Origin of the sequence: Kitasatospora sp. NPDC056184, assembly GCF_042268405.1 — a bacterium.
Lineage (GTDB): Bacteria > Actinomycetota > Actinomycetes > Streptomycetales > Streptomycetaceae > Kitasatospora.
The window spans coordinates 92,807-109,973 of the sequence record NZ_JBHJUI010000005.1; the positions used below are offsets into that span (position 1 = coordinate 92,807).

20 protein-coding genes are annotated in these 17,167 nt (G+C 75.0%); 14 read left to right on the top strand and 6 right to left on the bottom strand.

The window, feature by feature from the left end:
• The first annotated feature begins 78 nt into the window (after positions 1 to 78).
• Entirely contained in the window at positions 79 to 612 is a 534-nt protein-coding gene (locus tag ACFC0B_RS12360; RefSeq protein ID WP_376085251.1) for a hypothetical protein, read from the top strand.
• A gap of 137 nt (positions 613 to 749) precedes the next feature.
• Complete coding sequence (locus ACFC0B_RS12365) at positions 750 to 1,313, top strand: EF-hand domain-containing protein (protein WP_376085253.1); 564 nt, start codon at positions 750 to 752, stop codon at positions 1,311 to 1,313.
• 7 nt (positions 1,314 to 1,320) lie between these two features.
• Here the strand turns inward: ACFC0B_RS12365 and ACFC0B_RS12370 are convergent, their stop codons facing one another.
• Positions 1,321 to 2,661 carry an MFS transporter gene (locus ACFC0B_RS12370; protein WP_376085255.1) on the bottom strand — a complete coding sequence of 447 codons (1,341 nt, stop codon included), beginning with the start codon at positions 2,659 to 2,661 and terminating at the stop codon, positions 1,321 to 1,323.
• A 224-nt stretch (positions 2,662 to 2,885) separates the two neighbouring features.
• On the opposite strand from ACFC0B_RS12370, the gene ACFC0B_RS12375 reads away from it, so the two are divergent.
• The 3 genes from ACFC0B_RS12375 to ACFC0B_RS12385 are packed head-to-tail and all read left to right on the top strand — an operon-like array spanning position 2,886 to position 5,204.
• On the top strand, positions 2,886 to 3,986 hold the full coding sequence (locus tag ACFC0B_RS12375; RefSeq protein WP_376085257.1) for a PhlD: 1,101 nt from the start codon (positions 2,886 to 2,888) through the stop codon (positions 3,984 to 3,986).
• Positions 3,987 to 3,996: 10 nt separating this feature from the next.
• The gene (locus ACFC0B_RS12380; RefSeq protein WP_376085259.1) at positions 3,997 to 4,629 is read left to right on the top strand and encodes an AAA family ATPase; all 633 of its coding nucleotides are present in this window, start codon (positions 3,997 to 3,999) and stop codon (positions 4,627 to 4,629) included.
• Between the two features lie 17 nt (positions 4,630 to 4,646).
• Positions 4,647 to 5,204 carry an AAA family ATPase gene (locus ACFC0B_RS12385; RefSeq protein WP_376085260.1) on the top strand — a complete coding sequence of 186 codons (558 nt, stop codon included), beginning with the start codon at positions 4,647 to 4,649 and terminating at the stop codon, positions 5,202 to 5,204.
• On the opposite strand, the gene ACFC0B_RS12390 is transcribed toward ACFC0B_RS12385, so the two are convergent.
• Complete coding sequence (locus tag ACFC0B_RS12390; RefSeq protein ID WP_376085262.1) at positions 5,205 to 5,780, bottom strand: TetR/AcrR family transcriptional regulator; 576 nt, start codon at positions 5,778 to 5,780, stop codon at positions 5,205 to 5,207.
• A 152-nt stretch (positions 5,781 to 5,932) separates the two neighbouring features.
• Here ACFC0B_RS12390 and ACFC0B_RS12395 point away from each other — a divergent pair, with 152 nt between their 5' ends.
• Positions 5,933 to 6,529, top strand: a complete 597-nt coding sequence (locus tag ACFC0B_RS12395; RefSeq protein ID WP_376085264.1) for a dihydrofolate reductase family protein — start codon at positions 5,933 to 5,935, stop codon at positions 6,527 to 6,529.
• Here the strand turns inward: ACFC0B_RS12395 and ACFC0B_RS12400 are convergent.
• Positions 6,483 to 7,469, bottom strand: coding sequence for an EamA family transporter (locus tag ACFC0B_RS12400; protein WP_376085265.1), 987 nt, complete (start codon positions 7,467 to 7,469; stop codon positions 6,483 to 6,485). The genes ACFC0B_RS12395 and ACFC0B_RS12400 overlap by 47 nt on opposite strands.
• 131 nt (positions 7,470 to 7,600) lie before the next feature.
• On the opposite strand from ACFC0B_RS12400, the gene ACFC0B_RS12405 reads away from it, so the two are divergent.
• Positions 7,601 to 8,041 carry a gamma-glutamylcyclotransferase family protein gene (locus ACFC0B_RS12405; RefSeq protein ID WP_376085267.1) on the top strand — a complete coding sequence of 147 codons (441 nt, stop codon included), beginning with the start codon at positions 7,601 to 7,603 and terminating at the stop codon, positions 8,039 to 8,041.
• 57 nt (positions 8,042 to 8,098) lie between these two features.
• Here the strand turns inward: ACFC0B_RS12405 and ACFC0B_RS12410 are convergent, their stop codons facing one another.
• Positions 8,099 to 9,559: a catalase gene (locus ACFC0B_RS12410; RefSeq protein WP_376085269.1), complete on the bottom strand. Its 1,461-nt coding sequence runs from the start codon at positions 9,557 to 9,559 to the stop codon at positions 8,099 to 8,101.
• 179 nt (positions 9,560 to 9,738) lie between these two features.
• Here ACFC0B_RS12410 and cbiE point away from each other — a divergent pair, with 179 nt between their 5' ends.
• Genes cbiE through ACFC0B_RS12435 form a run of 5 tightly spaced genes read left to right on the top strand, consistent with a single transcriptional unit; the run spans position 9,739 to position 13,616 of the window.
• Positions 9,739 to 10,998 carry a precorrin-6y C5,15-methyltransferase (decarboxylating) subunit CbiE gene (gene cbiE, locus ACFC0B_RS12415; protein WP_376085270.1) on the top strand — a complete coding sequence of 420 codons (1,260 nt, stop codon included), beginning with the start codon at positions 9,739 to 9,741 and terminating at the stop codon, positions 10,996 to 10,998.
• Positions 10,995 to 11,756, top strand: coding sequence for a precorrin-4 C(11)-methyltransferase (cobM, locus tag ACFC0B_RS12420; protein WP_376085272.1), 762 nt, complete (start codon positions 10,995 to 10,997; stop codon positions 11,754 to 11,756). The genes cbiE and cobM overlap by 4 nt, the downstream gene beginning before the upstream one ends.
• The gene (locus ACFC0B_RS12425) at positions 11,756 to 12,496 is read left to right on the top strand and encodes a cobalt-precorrin-6A reductase (RefSeq protein WP_376085957.1); all 741 of its coding nucleotides are present in this window, start codon (positions 11,756 to 11,758) and stop codon (positions 12,494 to 12,496) included. Before cobM ends, ACFC0B_RS12425 begins: the two co-directional genes overlap by 1 nt.
• 40 nt (positions 12,497 to 12,536) lie before the next feature.
• Positions 12,537 to 13,067, top strand: coding sequence for a DinB family protein (locus ACFC0B_RS12430; protein ID WP_376085274.1), 531 nt, complete (start codon positions 12,537 to 12,539; stop codon positions 13,065 to 13,067).
• A gap of 30 nt (positions 13,068 to 13,097) precedes the next feature.
• A complete protein-coding gene (locus ACFC0B_RS12435; protein WP_376085276.1) occupies positions 13,098 to 13,616 on the top strand; it encodes a protein phosphatase in 519 nt (172 codons plus the stop codon).
• 49 nt (positions 13,617 to 13,665) lie between these two features.
• Here ACFC0B_RS12435 and ACFC0B_RS12440 read toward each other — a convergent pair whose 3' ends face one another.
• Both ACFC0B_RS12440 and ACFC0B_RS12445 read right to left on the bottom strand, forming a co-directional pair.
• Positions 13,666 to 15,195 (bottom strand): UDP-N-acetylglucosamine 1-carboxyvinyltransferase, encoded by a 1,530-nt coding sequence (locus ACFC0B_RS12440; protein WP_376085278.1) that lies wholly within the window; start codon positions 15,193 to 15,195, stop codon positions 13,666 to 13,668.
• A gap of 149 nt (positions 15,196 to 15,344) precedes the next feature.
• Positions 15,345 to 16,475: a cobalt-precorrin-5B (C(1))-methyltransferase gene (locus tag ACFC0B_RS12445; protein WP_376085280.1), complete on the bottom strand. Its 1,131-nt coding sequence runs from the start codon at positions 16,473 to 16,475 to the stop codon at positions 15,345 to 15,347.
• A 129-nt stretch (positions 16,476 to 16,604) separates the two neighbouring features.
• Between ACFC0B_RS12445 and ACFC0B_RS12450 the strand changes: the two genes are divergently transcribed.
• Together ACFC0B_RS12450 and ACFC0B_RS12455 are read left to right on the top strand one after the other, a co-directional pair.
• A complete protein-coding gene (locus tag ACFC0B_RS12450) occupies positions 16,605 to 16,868 on the top strand; it encodes a type II toxin-antitoxin system Phd/YefM family antitoxin (protein ID WP_376085282.1) in 264 nt (87 codons plus the stop codon).
• The gene (locus ACFC0B_RS12455; protein ID WP_376085284.1) at positions 16,865 to 17,131 is read left to right on the top strand and encodes a type II toxin-antitoxin system RelE/ParE family toxin; all 267 of its coding nucleotides are present in this window, start codon (positions 16,865 to 16,867) and stop codon (positions 17,129 to 17,131) included. Before ACFC0B_RS12450 ends, ACFC0B_RS12455 begins: the two co-directional genes overlap by 4 nt.
• Positions 17,132 to 17,167 lie beyond the last annotated feature (36 nt).

The window sequence follows — 17,167 nt, forward strand, 5'->3', positions numbered from 1 at the left end:
CCTTCTCCACGACCGCTCCGCCTACGATCGGTCACCGGCCGCACACCCACGGCCATCCCTCGGAGAAGGGGTCACCCGATGACCACGCTCGTCCGCCGGTCCGTCACCCTGGTCTCGCTCGTCGGCCGGCTCAACCCCGCGGCCTGGGACGGCCTGATCCCCCACGAGGTGGCCCACGGCGCCGCCCTGGGCAGCCGCCTCGCGGCCCGCGCCGACGACGACGGCGACGCCGCCGGGCTGAACCCGCAGCCGCTGCCGCCCGTCGCCGCCGCGCTGCGGCTGTCCGTCGCCCGCACCGTCGGCGCCGTGGCCAACGCCGCCATCACCGCGAGGGTCTCCGGCGGCGACGCGCGGCAGATCCTCGCCGAGGTGGGCGACGACTGGTGCGGCACCCCGCACGGCCGGGTCCCGTGGCCCCGGCACTGGCCGCTCCCCTGGCCGCCCACCGGCCCGCTCCCGATCGACCCCGGTTACGCCACCCCGGCCGTCCAGGCCCAGGCCGCGCTCGCCTTCCAGGGCTACGCCAACGGCATCGCCGACGAACAACTCCAATCGGCCCTCGGCGAGTTGGCCGAGCGACTGGCGGACGCGGCACTGCGGAACGCGGGCTGAACGGCGAGCCGCCGATTCCGCCGGGCGCCACTTCGCCGCTTCGGCTGCGCACCCGGCGCCCGGCGGGTTAGCGTGCTGCGTCCGAGAGTTGCGACTGATTCTGCTGTGCTTGCCGGGACCGACCAACCGGGGGAGACGTGTCCGAGGAACTGCTGCTCGCGAGGATCAACCACGGGTTCGACCACCTCGACGCCGACGGGGACGGCCTGCTGACCGAGCACGACCACGTGCTGATGGGCCGCGCGGTGGCCCGGTCACTGGGACACGGCGAGGAGTCGGCCGCCGAGCAGCGGATCATCACCGCCTACCTCGCCATCTGGCGCGACCTGCACGTCTCCCACCTGCCGATCGGGACCACCGCGATCAGCCGCCGCCAGTTCGTCGCCTCGACCCGCGCGCTCGCCGACGACGAGGCGGCCGCACGGACCGTCTACGGGGCGCTCGCCGAGGCGTTCCTGGCCGTCGCCGACGTGGACGGCAGCGGGACGGTGGACGCGGGCGAGTTCTTCGTCTTCCAGCGCGGCCACTTCTCCGCCCTCTCCCGCGACGACGCGGACGAGGCCTTCCGCCGGCTCGACCTGGACGGCGACGGCACCCTCTCCGCCGAGGAGTTCGTCTCCGGCCTCATCGAGTTCTGGACCAGCCGCGCCCCCGAGGCCCCCGGCCACTGGTGGGCCGGGCGGCCGCCCTACCTGTCCTGACGCTCCGTCAATCCCCGACCTCGTCCGGGAAGTCGCGCAGCGAGCGGACGTCCCGGGTCAGCAGCAGCGGCAGCACGGAGAGCAGCGCCACCGCGGCGACCGCCCAGAGCGCCGGGCGCAGCCCGACCACCGACCCGAGCAGGCCCCCGGCGGCCGCGCCGAGCGGCAGGGTGCCCCAGACGACGAAGCGGACGGAGGCGTTCATCCGGGCCTGCAGCGCCGCCGGGGTCACCGCCTGCCGGAGGCTGACCTGGGCGATGTTGTAGGCGGTGATGCCGCAGGCGATCAGCCCGGCCGCCACCGCCAGGGTGGGGACGGCGCGGCCCGGCTCGGCCGTGGCGAGCAGCAGCACGCCGAGGCCGGGCAGGCAGCGGGCGGCCACCAGCAGCCGACCGAGGCCCAGCAGCCGCACCAGCCGGGCGGTGAACAGCGCGCCGAGCAGGGCGCAGGCGTTTCCGAGGGTCAGCGCGAGGCCGAGCCGGCCCGGCGAGAGCCCGAGGTCCCGCAGGGCGAAGGCGGGCAGCAGGGCGCTGAGCGCGCCGCCGAGCCCGGCCAGGTTGGCGACGGCGGTGGCCAGCGCCAGCGAGCGCAGGGCGCGGTGGCGCAGCACGAAGCGCAGGCCCTCGGCGATCCGGGTGCGCATCCGCTCGCGCGCGGCGGGCGGCTGCGGGGCCGTCCCGGCGGGCGGCTGTGCGGCCGTCCCGGCGGCCGGCCCCGGCGGGCGGACCGCGCCGAGGAGCAGCGCCGAGACGAGGTAGCTGGCCGCGTCGGCGAGCAGGATCAGCGGGGCGGTCGCCCACTGGAGCAGCAGGCCCGACAGGCCGGGTCCGGCGAGTTCGGCGGCCGAACGGGAGAACTCCAGGCGGCCGTTGGCGGCCGCGACCTGGCGGCGGCCGACGACGTCGGGCAGGAAGGCCTGGTCGGCGATGTCGAAGAAGACGGTGAACAGGCCGGTGACGAAGGCGACCGCGCAGAGCAGCGGCACGCTCAGCACGTCGAACGCGTAGCCGAGCGGGACGGCGCCGAGTGCGACCGCCCGGCCCGCGTCCGCGACGACCATCACCCGCCGCCGGTCCCACCGGTCGAGCAGCGCGCCCGCGGGCAGGCCGACCAGCAGGAACGGCAGGGTCTCGGCGGCGGAGACCAGGCCGAGCTGGCCGGGGGTCGCGCCGACGGTGGTGAGCGCGAGGACGGGCAGCACGAAGAAGCTGAGCTGGGTGCCGAACTGGCTGACCGTGTGGGCGGACCAGAGGGCCGCGAAGTTCCGCTGCCGCCACAGGGCGGGCGGTGGATCGGGTGGGAGGGCCGCCGTGGTGGCCGCCGCCGTCCGTGCCCCGGTGCCCGCCATGCCGTCGCTCCCCCGGTCCCGGCCGTGCTCCGGCCGCGCTGCCGTGCCTCCCCGGCCCGGGCTCCCCCGCCGGGCCCGGCACCCGACGGATGGTACTCGAATGATCCCCACCGGCGCAGGCGCTTCGCGGGTCCCGGCCCCGGGGCGGGGCGGGGCCGACGGGTAGCGTGGCCGCGCCGGGCCCGGCCGGGCCCGACGCGCACCGCCTGCAAGGAACCATCCGCATGCCCAGCACCGCCCCCACTCCCCCCACTCCCCCCACTCCCCCCGTCGCGCATGTCAGCCGCCCGGCGCTCGTCCTCGGCCCGCACACCGTGACGGCCGAGCGGATCCGGGAGGACATCCTCGCCCGCAATCCGGACTACCCGCCGCGCCAGGCCCAGACCGTGCGGCTGGCCCTCGGCAACCTGCCCGGCACCCGCCGCTACTTCCGGCCCTACGAAACGGTCGCCTCCCCCGAGCGGACCGCCGCCGAGCGCAAGACCAGCACCTTCGCCGACCTGCTGGCCGCCGCCGAACGCGCCGCCGCCGAGGCGCTGGCGGACGCCGGGGTGCCGCCCGAGCGGGTCGACTGCGTGATCGTCACCAGCGCGACCGGCGACGCCGTCCCCGGACTGGACGTCCACCTCCAGCAGAACCTCGGCCTGCGCCCCGACGTCAGCCGCCTCCCGATGAGCCAACTGGCCTGCGCGGGCGGCGCGCACGTGCTGATCGCGGCCCGGCGGTTCCTGGCCTGGAACCCGGCGGGCGTGGTGCTGGTGGTCGCCGCCGAGTCGCTCTCCTCGATGTACCAGAACACCCGCACCGCGGTGGAGGACCAGATCTACAAGGGCCTGTGGGGCGACGCGGCCGCCGCCGCCGTGGTCACCACCGAGCGGCGCACGCCCGGACTGCGGCTGGAGCACTGCTTCGAGTACACCATCCCGCGCACCACCGACCGCTACCGCAAGCTGACCGACCACCGCGGCGACCACTTCGCGTCGACCCGGGCCTCGCTGCGCTCGGTCACCGACCTCGGCCCGGCCCTGCTCGACTGGCTGGACCGGCACGGCGGCCGGGCGCTGGACTTCGGGGTCCTGCACCCGGGCGGCCCGGCGATCCTGGAACGGCTCGGGGTGCTGCTCGACGTGGACGCGGCCTTCCTGCGGCACTCCCGGGACGTCCTGGCCGAGGAGGGCAACCTGGGCGGCGCGACGGTCTTCTCCGTCCTCGCCCGCACCCACCGCACGCCCCCTCCCCCGGGCGCCCGCGGCCTGGTCCTCGGCCTCGGACCGGGCGTCACCCTGAGCACCCTCCTCGCCACCTGGACCGGCCCCGGGGCGTAGGGTGCCGGACATGCTCCTGTGGATCAACGGGCCCTTCGGCGGCGGCAAGACGCAGGTCGCGCACGAGTTGCGGCGGCGGTTGCCCGGCAGCGTCGTCTGCGACCCCGAGGAGGTCGGCTTCGGCCTGCACCGGATGACCCCGAAGGCGCTGCGCGGCGACTTCCGGGACCTCCCGGCCTGGCGCCAGGGCGTGTTCGAGGTGCTGGACCGCACGCTCGCCGGCCACCGGGGCCCGGTGATCGTCCCGATGACGGTCACCGAGCCCGCCCACTTCGCCGAGACCGTCGGCCGGCTGCGCGAACGGGGCCACGACGTCCGGCACTTCGCGCTGCTGGCGGAGCGCGCGCAGGTGCTGCGGCGGCTGCGCGAGCGCGGCGGCGGCCGCGCCGTGCAGCTGCTCGCCGGGAAGGAGGCCCCGCTGCGCCGGGAGTCCTTCGCCGTCGCCCGGCTGGACCACTGCCTGGAGCGGCTGAGCGGCGCCGGGTTCGGCGAGCACGTCCGGACCGACGCCCTGACCGTCCCCGAGGTCGCCGACCGCCTCGCCGCCTCGGCCGGCCTGGCCCTGGCCCCCGACACCGACGGCCCGCTCCGCGCCCGCCTGCGCCGCGCCGCCGTCGGCGCCCGCCACATCCGCTTCGTCTGAGAGAACGGCGGCCCACCGTGCGACGGTTCGTCCTCACCGGCGCCCCGGGGTCCGGGAAGACCACGCTGCTGGAGGAGTTGGCGCGGCGCGGCCACGACGTCGTGCGGGAGGCCGCGACCGACGTGATCGGCCGCCGGCAGGCCGCCGGGGAGCCGGAGCCCTGGGAGCGGGCCGACTTCGTCGACGAGGTGGCGGCGGTGCAGCGGGACCGCGCGTCGGCACGGCCGCGGGCCGCGGCCGGGGCGGTCCGGTTCCACGACCGCTCCCCGGTCTGCACCGAGGCGCTCAGGATCTTCCTCGGCCGCCCCGCCTCACCCGTGCTCGGGGCGGAACTGGACCGGATCGAGGCCGAGGCCGTCTACCGGCGCGAGGTGTTCCTCGTCCGCGGGCTCGGCTTCGTCGAGCGGACCGCCGCCCGCCGGATCTCGCCCGCCGACGCGCTCGCCTTCGAGCGGCTGCACGAGGAGGTCTACCGGGCGCGCGGCTACCGGCTGGTCGAGGTGCCGGCGGCCGCGGTGTCCGCGCGGGCGGACCTGGTCGAGGAGGCCGTCCGGCGGATCGCGGCGGAGGGCTGATCAGGCCTCCGGGACGGTGCGGGCGACCAGGGTGTCGACCAGGGCCGGGAGGGCGTCGGCGCCGAGGACGCCGGGGAGGGTGAGGTGCTCGACGAGCAGGCCGGTCATCGCGAGGTAGAGCACGACGACGGTCTCGCGGTCGCCGGGGAAGCCCTCGTCCAGGTGGTAGGCGATGTTGGCCTCCAGCTCCTCCCGGACGGTCGCGGTGAGCTGGGCGCGCATCTCCGGGCGGCGGGTGGCCTCCAGGCGCAGCTCCAGCATCGCGAGGTAGCCGGACCGGTCGGCGTCGATGCGGCGCACGAGGTCGTGCATCAGGGCGGTGACCAGGGCCCGGTCGCGCGGCGCCCGCAGCAGCTCGCCGATGATCACCGGGTCGGGGGTGAGCCGGTGGTGGATGTGCCGGGCGGTCTGGTCGAGCAGGTCGTCGCGGCCGGCGAAGTAGTTGGACGCGGTGCCGGCCGGGACGCCCGCCCGGGCGTCCACGGCGCGGAAGGTGAGTCCGCGCGCCCCCTGGTCGGCGAGGACGTCGACGGCGGCGTCGGTGAGCGCCGTGCGCCGGGCGGGGTTCTGGGCCATCGCTGAAGCTCCCTCAGGAAATCTCTGGCAACCACTACAGTTGAAGTACTACGTCTGAAGTACTATAACTGTCGTTGTTCGCCCCGGCGGAGTCGGCGGGGCGGACCGGATCGACCAGCACGCTCCAAGACCAACACGGACCAAGGATGTGGATGCGAAAGCTCACGTACTACGTCGGCGCCACCATCGACGGCTTCATCGCCGCCCCGGACGGCGACTACCGGTTCCTCATGCCGTACGTCGGCGGGGACTACCTCTCCCACATGTGCGCGGAGTACCCGGAGACCGTGCCGACCCCCGGGCGGGCCGCGCTGGGGATCGCCGAGGCGCCCAACCAGCGCTTCGACACCGTCGTCATGGGCCGCGGCACCTACCAGCCGGGGCTGGCGGTGGGCCTCACCAGCCCCTACGCCCACCTGCGGCAGATCGTCTTCTCGCGCAGCCTGGCCGGGAGCCCCGACCCCGCCGTGGAGGTCACCGCGGCCGACCCGCTGGAGCTGGTCCGGGAGCTCAAGCGGCAGGACGGCCTCGGCATCTGGCTCTGCGGCGGCGGCGAGCTGGCCGGCCGGCTGCTGCCGGAGATCGACGAGCTGATCGTCAAGCAGTACCCGGTGGCGATCGGCGCCGGGGTGCCGCTGTTCCGCGCGGGCCACGCCCCGCACACCTTCGCGCTCGCCGGGTCCCACGGCTTCCCCAACGGGGTCACCGTGCTGACCTACGAGCGGACGGGCGCGCCGGCGACCGGCTGACGCCCACCACCAGGCCGACGCCCGCGACCACGATCGCCCCACCCAGCAGGGTGGGGCCGGTCAGCGGCTCGGCCAGCACCAGCCAGCCCAGCAGCACGGCCACCACCGGGTTCACATAGGCGTAGGTGGCGACCAGGGTCAGCGGGGCGGAGCGCAGCAGCCAGGCGTACGCGGTGAAGGCGACCAGCGAGCCGAACACCACCAGACAGCCCAGCGCCAGCCAGGAGCGGGTCGAGATGTCGCCGGGGCGCAGGCCGTGCTGCTCGCCGCGGGCCAGGCCGATCAGCACGTTGCCGAGCCCGCCGGCCAGCATCTGGTAGGCGCTGGAGGTCAACACGTTCCCGGGCATCCGGATGCGCTTGGACGCGAAGGAGCCGGACGCCCAGCTGACGGTGGCGACGAGGACCGCGACCACCCCGGCCGGCGCGATGTCGCCGCCGATCGCCGGGGCGGACAGCACACCCAGGCCGACCAGTCCGAGCAGCACCCCGGCCAGCTCGGCCGGCCTCGGGCGGTCGCCGCCGGCCGCCGTCAGCAGCACCATCCACAGCGGCACGGCGGCGACCAGCAGGGCGGCCAGGCCCGAGGGGATCGAGTTCTCGCCGAGCACCACCAGCCCGTTGCCGCCGGTCAGCAGCAGGCCGCCGACCAGGGCGGCGGAGCCCAGCTGCCGCAGGTCCACCCGCAGGGCGGAGCGGCCGTGGCGGACGGCGACGTACCCGGCGAGCAGCAGTCCGGCGGTCAGGAAGCGCGCGGCGGCGGAGAGGAAGGACGGCATGGTCTCCAGCGCGATGCGGATCCCCAGGTACGTGGAGCCCCACACCACGTAGACGATGGCGAGCGCCACCCACACGGCCGCGCCGAGCCGCCCCGCGGGAGCGGGAGCGGTCGGCACGGAGTCCGCAGGCGCGGCCGGTGTGCGCTCGGCTGGAGCTGTCATGGGTGTCCCCCTCGTACGGTGCTGGCAGATGCACCCGCCATGACACCGCATCGGCCGCCCCGCGCGCCAGTGGGTATCACCGGACGGGCACCATCGACTGTCGACCGGCCCCGATCCAGGAGGAACCCCGCGTGCCCGCCGAAGCCCCCGCCCTGCCCTTCTTCGTCTACGGCACCCTGCTCACCGGGGAGCGCAACCACGCCGCCTTCCTGGCCGGCCGGTGCGCCGGGGTGCGGGCGGCGGTGCTGGAGGGCGCGGCGCTGCACGAAGGGCCCGGGTTCCCGTACGCCGTGCCGGACCCCGCGCCGGGGCGGCGGATCCGCGGCGAGCTGGTCACCGTCCACCCGGCCGCCCATCCGGCGGTGCTCGCGGCGCTGGACCGGCTGGAGGACCGCCGGCCGGACGGGCTGGGCACGTACGTGCGCGAGCGGCTCGCCGTCCGGACGGCGGACGGCGCGTCGGCGGACGCCTGGGTGTACCTGGCCGGGCCCGCCGTCGCCGCCCGGCTGCGCGCGCACCCGGCGCTCATCGCCTCCGGCGACTGGCGGCGGCACGGCCGCAGGGACGCCTGAGGGCGCGGGCCGCGTGGACCCGCGCCCCCGGCGGCCGTCCGGGGAGCCGACCGGCCGTCAGGCCTTGCCGACGCCCTTGGCGACCCGGTCGCCCAGCGCCTTGTCGACATTGCGCCAGTACTGCACGGCCCGCTCCAGCACCGGGTCGCTCACCCCGCCCTGGAGGTGGCCGACGATGTTGGAGACCAGCCGGTCGCGCGCCGCGTCGTCCAGCACCTGCCGGACCAGGGTGCCCGCCTGCCCCCAGTCGTCGTCCTCGGCGTGCAGCGAGTAGGCCTCGCGCACCATGTCGCCCGAGCTGTGCCAGCCCGCCGCCGGGTCGTCGAACACCTTCGGGTCGGCGGCCGGCCCGCCGTAGGAGTTCGGCGCGTAGGGCCTCGCCGTCCGTGCCGGGTCGAAGCGCATCGGCCCGTCCTTGGCGTAGGAGCGCGCCGGCACGTGCGGACGGTTCGGCGGCAGCTGGGCGTAGTTGGGGCCGATCCGGTACCGATGGGTGTCCGGGTAGGAGAAGATCCGGCCGAGCAGCATCTTGTCCGGCGAGACGCTGATGCCGGGCACCAGGTTGGACGGCTCGAAGGCGGCCTGCTCGATGTGGACGAAGTAGTCCTCCGGGTTGCGGTTCAGCGTCATCGTCCCGACCCGGATCAGCGGGTAGTCGCCGTGCGGCCAGACCTTGGTCAGGTCGAAGGGGTTGAACCGGTAGCCGGGCGCCTCGTCGAACGGCATGACCTGCACGTACAGCGTCCAGGACGGCGGCTCACCGCCCTCGATGGCCTGCCAGAGGTCCCCGCGGTGCAGGTCCGGGTCGGAGCCGGCCAGCCGGTCGGCGTCCTCCTGGGTGAGGAAGTCGACGCCCTGGTCGGTCTTGAAGTGGTACTTCACCCAGAACCGCTCGCCGCCCGCGTTGACCCAGAGGTAGGTGTGCGAGCTGTAGCCGTTCATGTGACGGTACGACTTTGGGATGCCGCGGTCGCCCATCAGCCAGGTGACCTGGTGCGCGGTCTCCGGCGAGAGCGTCCAGAAGTCCCACTGCATGTCGTTGTCGCGCAGGCCGTTGTCCGGGCGGCGCTTCTGCGAGCGGATGAAGTCCTGGAACTTGATGGTGTCGCGGACGAAGAAGACCGGCGTGTTGTTGCCGACCAGGTCGTAGTTGCCGTCCTCGGTGTAGAACTTCAGCGCGAAACCGCGCGGGTCGCGCCAGGTGTCCGGGCTGCCCTGCTCGCCCGCCACGGTCGAGAAGCGGGCCAGCATCTCGGTCCGCCTGCCCGGCTGGAACAGGGTCGCCCTGGTGTAGCGGCTGACGTCCTCCGTCGTCTCGAAGACGCCGTACGCCCCGGCCCCCTTGGCGTGCACCACCCGCTCCGGCACCCGTTCCCGGTTGAACTGGGCCATCTTCTCGATCAGGTAGTGGTCGTGGAGCAGGATCGGGCCGTCCCTGCCCACCGTGAGCGAGTTGTCGTCGCTCGGCACCGGAACGCCGGCGTTGTTGGTGGTGTACGGGACCGCTGACTCGGACATGCTGTCCTCCGTTGCGTGCTGAGGTCCCCCCGGAGGTGTTCCCGGCACGACGCTAACCCCGTGCGACCGGGCCCGCACCCTGGCTGACCTCCGCCCGGACACCGCCGGGTAGGCTGCCCACACCCTGGTCCACGACCCGCCACGACCCCCGTCCACGACCCGCCCCGAGGAGCCGACCGGTGCCCCAGCAGCCACCCCCGATCACCGTCGTCGGGATCGGGGCCGACGGCTGGCCCGGCCTCGCGGGCAGCGCCCGCGCCGCGCTGCGGGCGGCCGGCGCCGTGATCGGCGGCCCCCGGCAGCTCGACCTGCTGCCCGCGGACGAGGTGGCCGCCGAACGGGTGCCGTGGCCGTCCCCGCTGCGCCCGGCCGTGCCCGGACTGCTCGACCGGTACGCCGGCCGCCCGCTCGCCGTCCTGGCCAGCGGCGACCCGATGTTCTACGGCATCGGCCGCACCCTCGCCGAGACCGCGGGGGCCGAACGGCTGCGCGTCCTGCCGCACCCCTCCTCCGTCGCGTACGCCTGCGCCCGGCTCGGCTGGCCGCTGGAGTCCACCGAGGTGGTCAGCCTGGTCGGCCGCCCGCCGGACACCCTGCGGCTCGCCCTCAACCCCGGGCGCCGGCTGCTGGTGCTGAGCGCCGGCGCCGCCACCCCGGCCGCCGTCGCCGCACTGCTCGCCGCGGCCGGCCACGGCGCCGCCCGGCTGCGCGTCCTGGAACAGCTCGGCGGCCCCGGCGAGCGGCAGCTGGACGGCCCCGCCGACGGCTGGCCGCACCCGCCCGGCGACCCGCTCAACGTCATCGCCGTCGAACTCCCCGCCGACGGCCCCCGCACCCCCGTCGTCCCCGGCCTGCCCGACGGCGCCTACGAGAGCGACGGCCAGCTGACCAAGCGGCACGTGCGCGCCGCCACCCTCGCCACCCTCGCGCCCGTCCCCGGCGAACTGCTCTGGGACGTCGGCGGCGGCTCCGGCTCGATCGCGATCGAGTGGCTGCGCGCCCACCGCGACAACCGGGCCGTCACCGTGGAGCGCGACCCGGTGCGGGCCGAACGGATCGCCCGCAACGCCGCCGCGCTCGGCGTCCCCCGGCTGCGGGTGGTCACCGGCGCCGCCCCGCGGTCCCTCGACGGCCTGCCCGCGCCGGACGCCGTGTTCGTCGGCGGTGGCCTCACCGCGCCCGGCCTGCTGGACGCCTGCTGGACCGCGCTGGCGCCCGGCGGCCGGCTGGTCGCCAACACGGTGACCCTGGAGTCGGAGGCCCTGCTCACCACCTGGTACCGGCGGCACGGCGGGGAGCTGCTGCGGCTCGCCGTGGCGCACGCCGTCCCGGTCGGCGGCTTCACCGGCTGGCGCCAGGCGATGCCGGTCACCCAGTGGTCCGCCGTCAAGCCCGCCGCGTCCCCCGCGCCGTCCACCCCTCAGGAGAACGCCTCGTGACCGTCCACTTCATCGGGGCCGGCCCCGGCGCCGCCGACCTCATCACCCTGCGCGGCCAGCGGATCCTCGCCCGCGCCGAGGTCTGCCTCTACGCCGGCAGCCTGGTGCCGCGCGAGCTGCTGGCCGAGTGCCCGCCCGACGCCCGGCTGGTCGACACCGCCAACCTCACCCTCGACGAGATCACCGACGAACTGGTCCGCGCGCACGCCGCCGGGCAGGACGTCGCCCGGCTGCACTCCGGCGACCCCTCGGTGTTCAGCGCCGTCGCCGAGCAGATGCGCCGGCTGGACGCGGCCGGGGTGCCGTACGAGGTGGTGCCCGGCGTACCGGCCTTCGCCGCCGCGGCGGCCGCGCTCAAGCGCGAACTGACCGTGCCGACCGTCGGCCAGACCGTCATCCTCACCCGGATCGCCAAGCGCGCCACCCCGATGCCGGAGGGCGAGGACCTCGCCACCCTCGGCCGCAGCGGCGCCCTGCTCGTCCTGCACCTGGCCGCCGGGTACGTGGACGACGTGGTCGAACAGCTGCTGCCGCACTACGGGGCCGACTGCCCGGCCGCCGTGGTCGCGATGGCCAGCCGGCCCGACGAGGTCGTACTGCGCGGCACCGTCGGGGACATCGCCGGGCAGCTGAAGGCGGCCGGCATCGTCCGCACCGCGGTGATCATCGTCGGGCGGACGCTCGGCGCCGAGCAGTTCCGCGACAGCCACCTCTACTCGGCGGACCGCGAGCGCCCGCACGAGCCCTGCGGCGCGTGATGGCGCACGTCCTGCTGCTCGGCGGCACCACCGAGGCGCGCGCCCTCGCCGCCGCGCTGGCCGCCGGACACCCCGCCCTACGGGTCACCAGCTCGCTCGCCGGGCGGGTCGCCGAGCCCCGGCTGCCCGCCGGCGAGGTGCGGATCGGCGGCTTCGGCGGCCCCGAGGGCCTCGCCGCCTGGCTGCGCGCCGAACGGGTGACCGCGGTGGTCGACGCCACCCACCCGTTCGCCGCCGCGATGTCCCGCAACGCCGCCGGGGCCGCCGCGGCGACCGGCGTGCCGCTGCTCGCCCTGCGCCGCCCCGGCTGGGCACCGGTGCCGGGCGACCGCTGGCACCGCGTCCCCTCGCTGGCCTCGGCGGCCGACCTGCTGCCGTCCCTCGGCCGGCGGATCCTGCTGACCAGCGGCCGGCAGGGCATCGGCGCCTTCGCCCACCTCGACGGCCTGCACTTCACGGCCCGCTCGGTCGACCCGCCCGAGCCGCCGCTGCCCACCTCGCTCGACGTCCTGCTCGACCGCGGCCCGTTCACCCTGGACGGCGAGCGGGCGGTGCTGCGCGAGCACCGGATCGACGTCGTCGTCACCAAGGACAGCGGCGGCGCCGCCACCGCGCCCAAGCTCACCGCGGCGCGCGAACGCGGCCTGCCGGTGGTGGTCGTGGACCGCCCGCCGGCCCCGGCCGGCGTCCCGGTCGCGGAGACCGCCGAGGCCGCGCTGGCCTGGCTCGCCGCCCGCTAATTCCCGTGCCGGTCGGGCCCGTTCCTGCCACCATGGCCCGATGACCGACGCCTACGGCCTCGCCGACGCCGCCCGCACCGAGCCCCCGCCCTTCGGCGACGAACGCGCCACCCTGACCGCCTTCCTGGACTTCCAGCGCGACACCTTCGCCTGGAAGTGCGCCGGGCTGACCACCGAGCAGCTCCGCGCCCGCCCGCTGGCCCCCTCCACGCTCTCCCTGCTCGGCCTCACCCGCCACCTCGCCGAGGTCGAGCGCGGCTGGTTCCGCAACGTCCTCAACGACGAGGCCCACCCCGGCTTCTGGCGGCACCCGGACGGCAGCTTCGCCGAGTTCGACGCCGACGAGGCCGACCCGGACGAGGCCTTCGCCGTCTGGCGCGCCGAATGCGCCCACGCCCGGGAACTCGTCGCCGCCGCCCCGTCGTTGGACGTCCTCGGACACCTGCGCCCCAATGGCGACCAGAGCTGGTCGCTGCGCTGGATCCTCACCCACATGATCGAGGAGTACGCCCGCCACAACGGCCACGCCGACCTCCTCCGCGAACACCTCGACGGCCGCACCGGCGAGTAGCGGCCGCGCCACGACGGAAGGCTCCGGACGATGAGAACCCGGCAGAAGGAACGCGGCACCCCCGGCCCGCAGGAGCCGTGGAACGAGATCGTGCCGGGCCTCTGGATGGGCGGGCACTACTTCACGCCCCCCGGCGGCACACGCGAACCCGCCGTCGCGGGCCGGGAGTTCGACCTGGTCGTGAGCCTGTTCACGCTGCCCGGCCACGGCCCGGCACCGGACGTGGAGCACGTCGTCCGCGAGGTGCCCGACGACTACCTCACCGCCGCCCAGCTGCGCGCCGTCCAGGAGGCGGCCACGCTGACGGCGACGGCCGTCCGGCAGGGCCGCCGCACCCTCGTCCGGTGCCACTCGGGCTACAACCGCTCCGGCCTGGTGGCGGCGCAGGCGCTCGTCGAGCTGGGCCACGACGCCGGACGGGCGATCGCGCTGGTCCGCGAACGGCGCTCCCCGTCGGCCCTCGGGAACCTGGCGTTCGTCGACTACCTGACCACCGGGCTGGCCACCGCGTACCTGCTGGCCGGGTTGGACGCCGGCACCGACGGCTGAGGCCGCGGCCGCACGCAGGCGGCCACGGCCCCGGGGCACCGGATCCGGATCAGATGTCGCGGAAGGTCTCGATCTGGGCGCCGATGGAGTTGAGGCGCTCGGCGAGGTCCTCGTAGCCGCGGTTGATGACGTAGACGTTGCGCAGCACCGAGGTGCCCTTGGCGGCGAGCATCGCGAGGAGGATGACGACGGCGGGGCGCAGGGCGGGCGGGCAGACCATCTCGGCGGCGCGCCAGCGGGTGGGGCCCTGGACCAGGACGCGGTGCGGGTCGAGGAGCTTGATGTCCGCGCCGAGGCGGGTGAGTTCGGTGAGGTAGATGGCGCGGTTGTCGTAGACCCAGTCGTGGATCATCGTGGTGCCGTGGGCGGCCGCGGCGATGGCGGCGAAGAACGGCACGTTGTCGATGTTGATGCCGGGGAAGGGCATCGGGTGGATGGTGTCGATCGGCGCGGTGAGCTTGGAGGGGCGCACCGTGAGGTCGACCAGCCGGGTGCGGCCGTTGTGGGCCGGGTACTCGGGGGTGCGGTCGTAGTCGAGGCCCATGCCCTCCAGGACGGCGAGCTCGATCTCCAGGAACTCGATCGGCACCCGGCGGATGGTCAGCTCGGAGGAGGTGACCACGGCGGCGGCGAGCAGGCTCATCGCCTCGACCGGGTCCTCGGCCGGGGTGTAGTCGACGTCGCAGGTGATCTGCGGGACGCCGTGCACGGTGAGGGTGGTGGTGCCGACGCCCTCGATCCGCACGCCCAGCTTCTCCAGGAAGAAGCAGAGGTCCTGGACCATGTAGTTGGGCGAGGCGTTGCGGATGACGCTGACGCCGTCGTGGCGGGCGGCGGCGAGCAGGGCGTTCTCGGTGACGGTGTCCCCGCGCTCGGTCAGCACGATCGGGCGGTCCAGCGGGGCGCCGGGCTGGACGGAGGCGTGGTAGGCGCCGCCGGTGGTGGCGACCTCCAGGCCGAACCGGCGCAGCGCGGTGAGGTGCGGCTGGACGGTGCGGGTGCCGAGGTCGCAGCCGCCCGCGTAGGGGATGGCGAAGGTGTCGGCGCGGTGCATCAGCGGGCCGAGGAACATCAGCACGCTGCGGGTGCGGCGGGCGGCCTCGACGTCCATGCCGGCGATGTCGAGCTCGGCGGGCGGGGTGAGTTCGAGGTCGCGGCCGTCGTTGGTCCAGCGGCTCTTGACGCCGATGCTGGTGAGCACTTCGAGGATGCGGTAGACCTCCTCGATCCGGGCGACGCTGCGCAGGGTGGTGCGACCGGTGGTCAGCAGCGAGGCGCAGAGGATGGCCACGCAGGCGTTCTTGCTGCTGCGGACGTCGATCGCGCCGGAGAGGGTGGTGCCACCGGCGACCCTCAGATGCATCGGGCCGGCGTAGCCGAGGGAGACGATCTCGCTGTCGAGCGCTTCGCCGATGCGGGCGATCATCTCAAGGCTGACGTTCTGCTTGCCCTGTTCGATGCGGTTGACCGCGCTCTGGCTGGTACCGAGGGCCTCGCCGAGCTGGGCCTGGGACCAACCACGGTGCTGACGCGCGGTACGGATGAGGGTGCCGATACGGGTGAGGTAGTCGCCTGTCACTCGCCAGACCATATCTCATGGCTGAGATAGCGACAGAACCGACCCCGGGCGTGGCGCGACTTTTGTCCGTTTCTCACCCCGTATGCACGTCAGATCTTCACATCACGGCGACGTTCCCGGGACACGCCCGGGACGAAAGCGCGGCCCGCTCACGGCCCCAGCGGCTCCGCCCGGCCGACGATCGTCCCGGCCCGGTCGATGCAGATGACGTCCACCGCGACCGGCGAACCGACCAGCACCCCGAGCGCGGTGGCCCGCGCCGCCTCGGCCACCAGGTCGCCCAGCGGCACCCCGGCCGCCCGGCAGAGCTGGATCGCCTCCAGCGCGGTGTTGGCCGCCGCGACCGCCGCCGCCAGCTCCGCGTCCGCGCCGCCCGCGCGGGCGAGTCCGGCCAGGTAGCCCGTGTCCACCTGGGAGCGCGCCGAGTGCAGGTCGAGGTGGCCGGCGGCGAGCTTGGAGAGCTTGGCGAAGCCGCCGGCGATGGTCAGGCGCGGCACCGGGTGGCGCTTGAGGTACTTGAGCACCGCGCCCGCGAAGTCGCCCATGTCGAGCAGCGCGTCCTCGGGCAGGCCGTGCACGGCGACGGCCGTCCGCTCCGACGTCGACCCGGTGCAGCCGGCCACGTGGGTGCGCCCGGCGGCCCGCGCCACGTCCACCCCGCGCCGGATCGAGTCGATCCACGCCGAGCAGGAGTAGGGGACGACGACCCCGGTGGTGCCGAGGATGGACAGCCCGCCGAGGATGCCGAGCCGGGGGTTCCAGGTGGAGCGGGCGATCTCCTCGCCGTTGTCGACGGAGATCTCCACCACCACGTCCCCGCTGCCCCCGCACTCGGCCGCCACCTCGGCGACCGCCTCCCGGATCAGCTGCCGGGGCACCGGGTTGACGGCCGGCTCGCCGACCGGCAGCGGCAGCCCGGCCTTGGTGACGGTGCCGACCCCGGGCCCGGCCCGGAACACCACGCCCGTACCGGGCTCCCCCGCCCACACCGTGGAGCGCACCAGCGCGCCGTGCGTGACATCGGGGTCGTCCCCGGCGTCCTTCACCACCCCGGCCATCGCCCGCCGCCCGCCCGGCTCCTCGGCGATCCCCTCCGCCGCGAGCGCGAACGCCGGCCGCTGCCCCTTCGGCAGCACGATCTCCACCGGGTCCGGGAACTCCCCCGTCAGCAGCGCCCGGTACGCCGCCTTGGTCGCCGCCGTGGCACACGCCCCGGTCGTCCAGCCGTGCCGCAGCCCACTGCTCCTCAGCTGCCCGGCCCGCCCACCGACCTCACCCATGCCGCACCGTCTTCCTTGCAGTCCCGTTACCGATCGGGTCCATGGTCCCCCGCCTCCCCGCACGCCCCACACGCGGGACGGGCCCACAGGGGCATTGTGTACACATGGTCCGCTTAGTACACTCGACTCATGAGTGAGCAGCCCGTCCAGACCGTATCGATCCGAGAAGCGCGAGAGCACCTCGCCGACGTGGTGGACCGCGCCGAGCGGGACGAACCGACCGTGATCACCCGGCGCGGACGGGAGGTGGCCGCCGTCGTCCCGATAGAGCTGCTTCGCGAGTACCGGCAATGGGAGGAGCGCGAACTGGTGCGCCTCATCGAGGAGCGCCGGGGCGAACCCACCTACTCCCTGGAAGAGGTCATGGCCGAGACCCTGGCCAGGCCGGAGTGAAGTACAGCACCCGCTTCATCGAGTCCGCCCGCAGTGAACTGCGCAAACTCCCCCGGCAGGCGGCGATACAGATCTTGCGCAAGCTCGCCGACCTGGAGCAGGACCCCTACGGCTTCCACACGACCGCGATGGTCGGCTCGCCCGAGAACCGACGGCTGCGGGTCGGCGACCATCGGGTGATCTACACCGTCGACGGCGGGCAGTTGATCGTCCTGGTGATCCGGATCGGCCACCGTTCCGAGATCTACCGCACCTGGTCCTGATGCCTCCCGGACCTCGGGGGTCCGGGAGGTGGGGTA

Bases quoted from the DNA above. Each gene is read 5' to 3' on its own strand.
- ACFC0B_RS12360 (WP_376085251.1), top strand. From the start codon at position 79: ATGACCACGCTCGTCCGCCGGTCCGTCACCCTGGTCTCGCTCGTCGGC.
- ACFC0B_RS12370 (WP_376085255.1), bottom strand. From the start codon at position 2,661: ATGGCGGGCACCGGGGCACGGACGGCGGCGGCCACCACGGCGGCCCTC.
- ACFC0B_RS12375 (WP_376085257.1), top strand. From the start codon at position 2,886: ATGCCCAGCACCGCCCCCACTCCCCCCACTCCCCCCACTCCCCCCGTC.
- ACFC0B_RS12380 (WP_376085259.1), top strand. From the start codon at position 3,997: ATGCTCCTGTGGATCAACGGGCCCTTCGGCGGCGGCAAGACGCAGGTC.
- ACFC0B_RS12390 (WP_376085262.1), bottom strand. From the start codon at position 5,780: ATGGCCCAGAACCCCGCCCGGCGCACGGCGCTCACCGACGCCGCCGTC.
- ACFC0B_RS12395 (WP_376085264.1), top strand. From the start codon at position 5,933: ATGCGAAAGCTCACGTACTACGTCGGCGCCACCATCGACGGCTTCATC.
- ACFC0B_RS12400 (WP_376085265.1), bottom strand. From the start codon at position 7,469: ATGACAGCTCCAGCCGAGCGCACACCGGCCGCGCCTGCGGACTCCGTG.
- ACFC0B_RS12410 (WP_376085269.1), bottom strand. From the start codon at position 9,559: ATGTCCGAGTCAGCGGTCCCGTACACCACCAACAACGCCGGCGTTCCG.
- ACFC0B_RS12425 (WP_376085957.1), top strand. From the start codon at position 11,756: ATGGCGCACGTCCTGCTGCTCGGCGGCACCACCGAGGCGCGCGCCCTC.
- ACFC0B_RS12430 (WP_376085274.1), top strand. From the start codon at position 12,537: ATGACCGACGCCTACGGCCTCGCCGACGCCGCCCGCACCGAGCCCCCG.
- ACFC0B_RS12435 (WP_376085276.1), top strand. From the start codon at position 13,098: ATGAGAACCCGGCAGAAGGAACGCGGCACCCCCGGCCCGCAGGAGCCG.
- ACFC0B_RS12445 (WP_376085280.1), bottom strand. From the start codon at position 16,475: ATGGGTGAGGTCGGTGGGCGGGCCGGGCAGCTGAGGAGCAGTGGGCTG.
- ACFC0B_RS12450 (WP_376085282.1), top strand. From the start codon at position 16,605: ATGAGTGAGCAGCCCGTCCAGACCGTATCGATCCGAGAAGCGCGAGAG.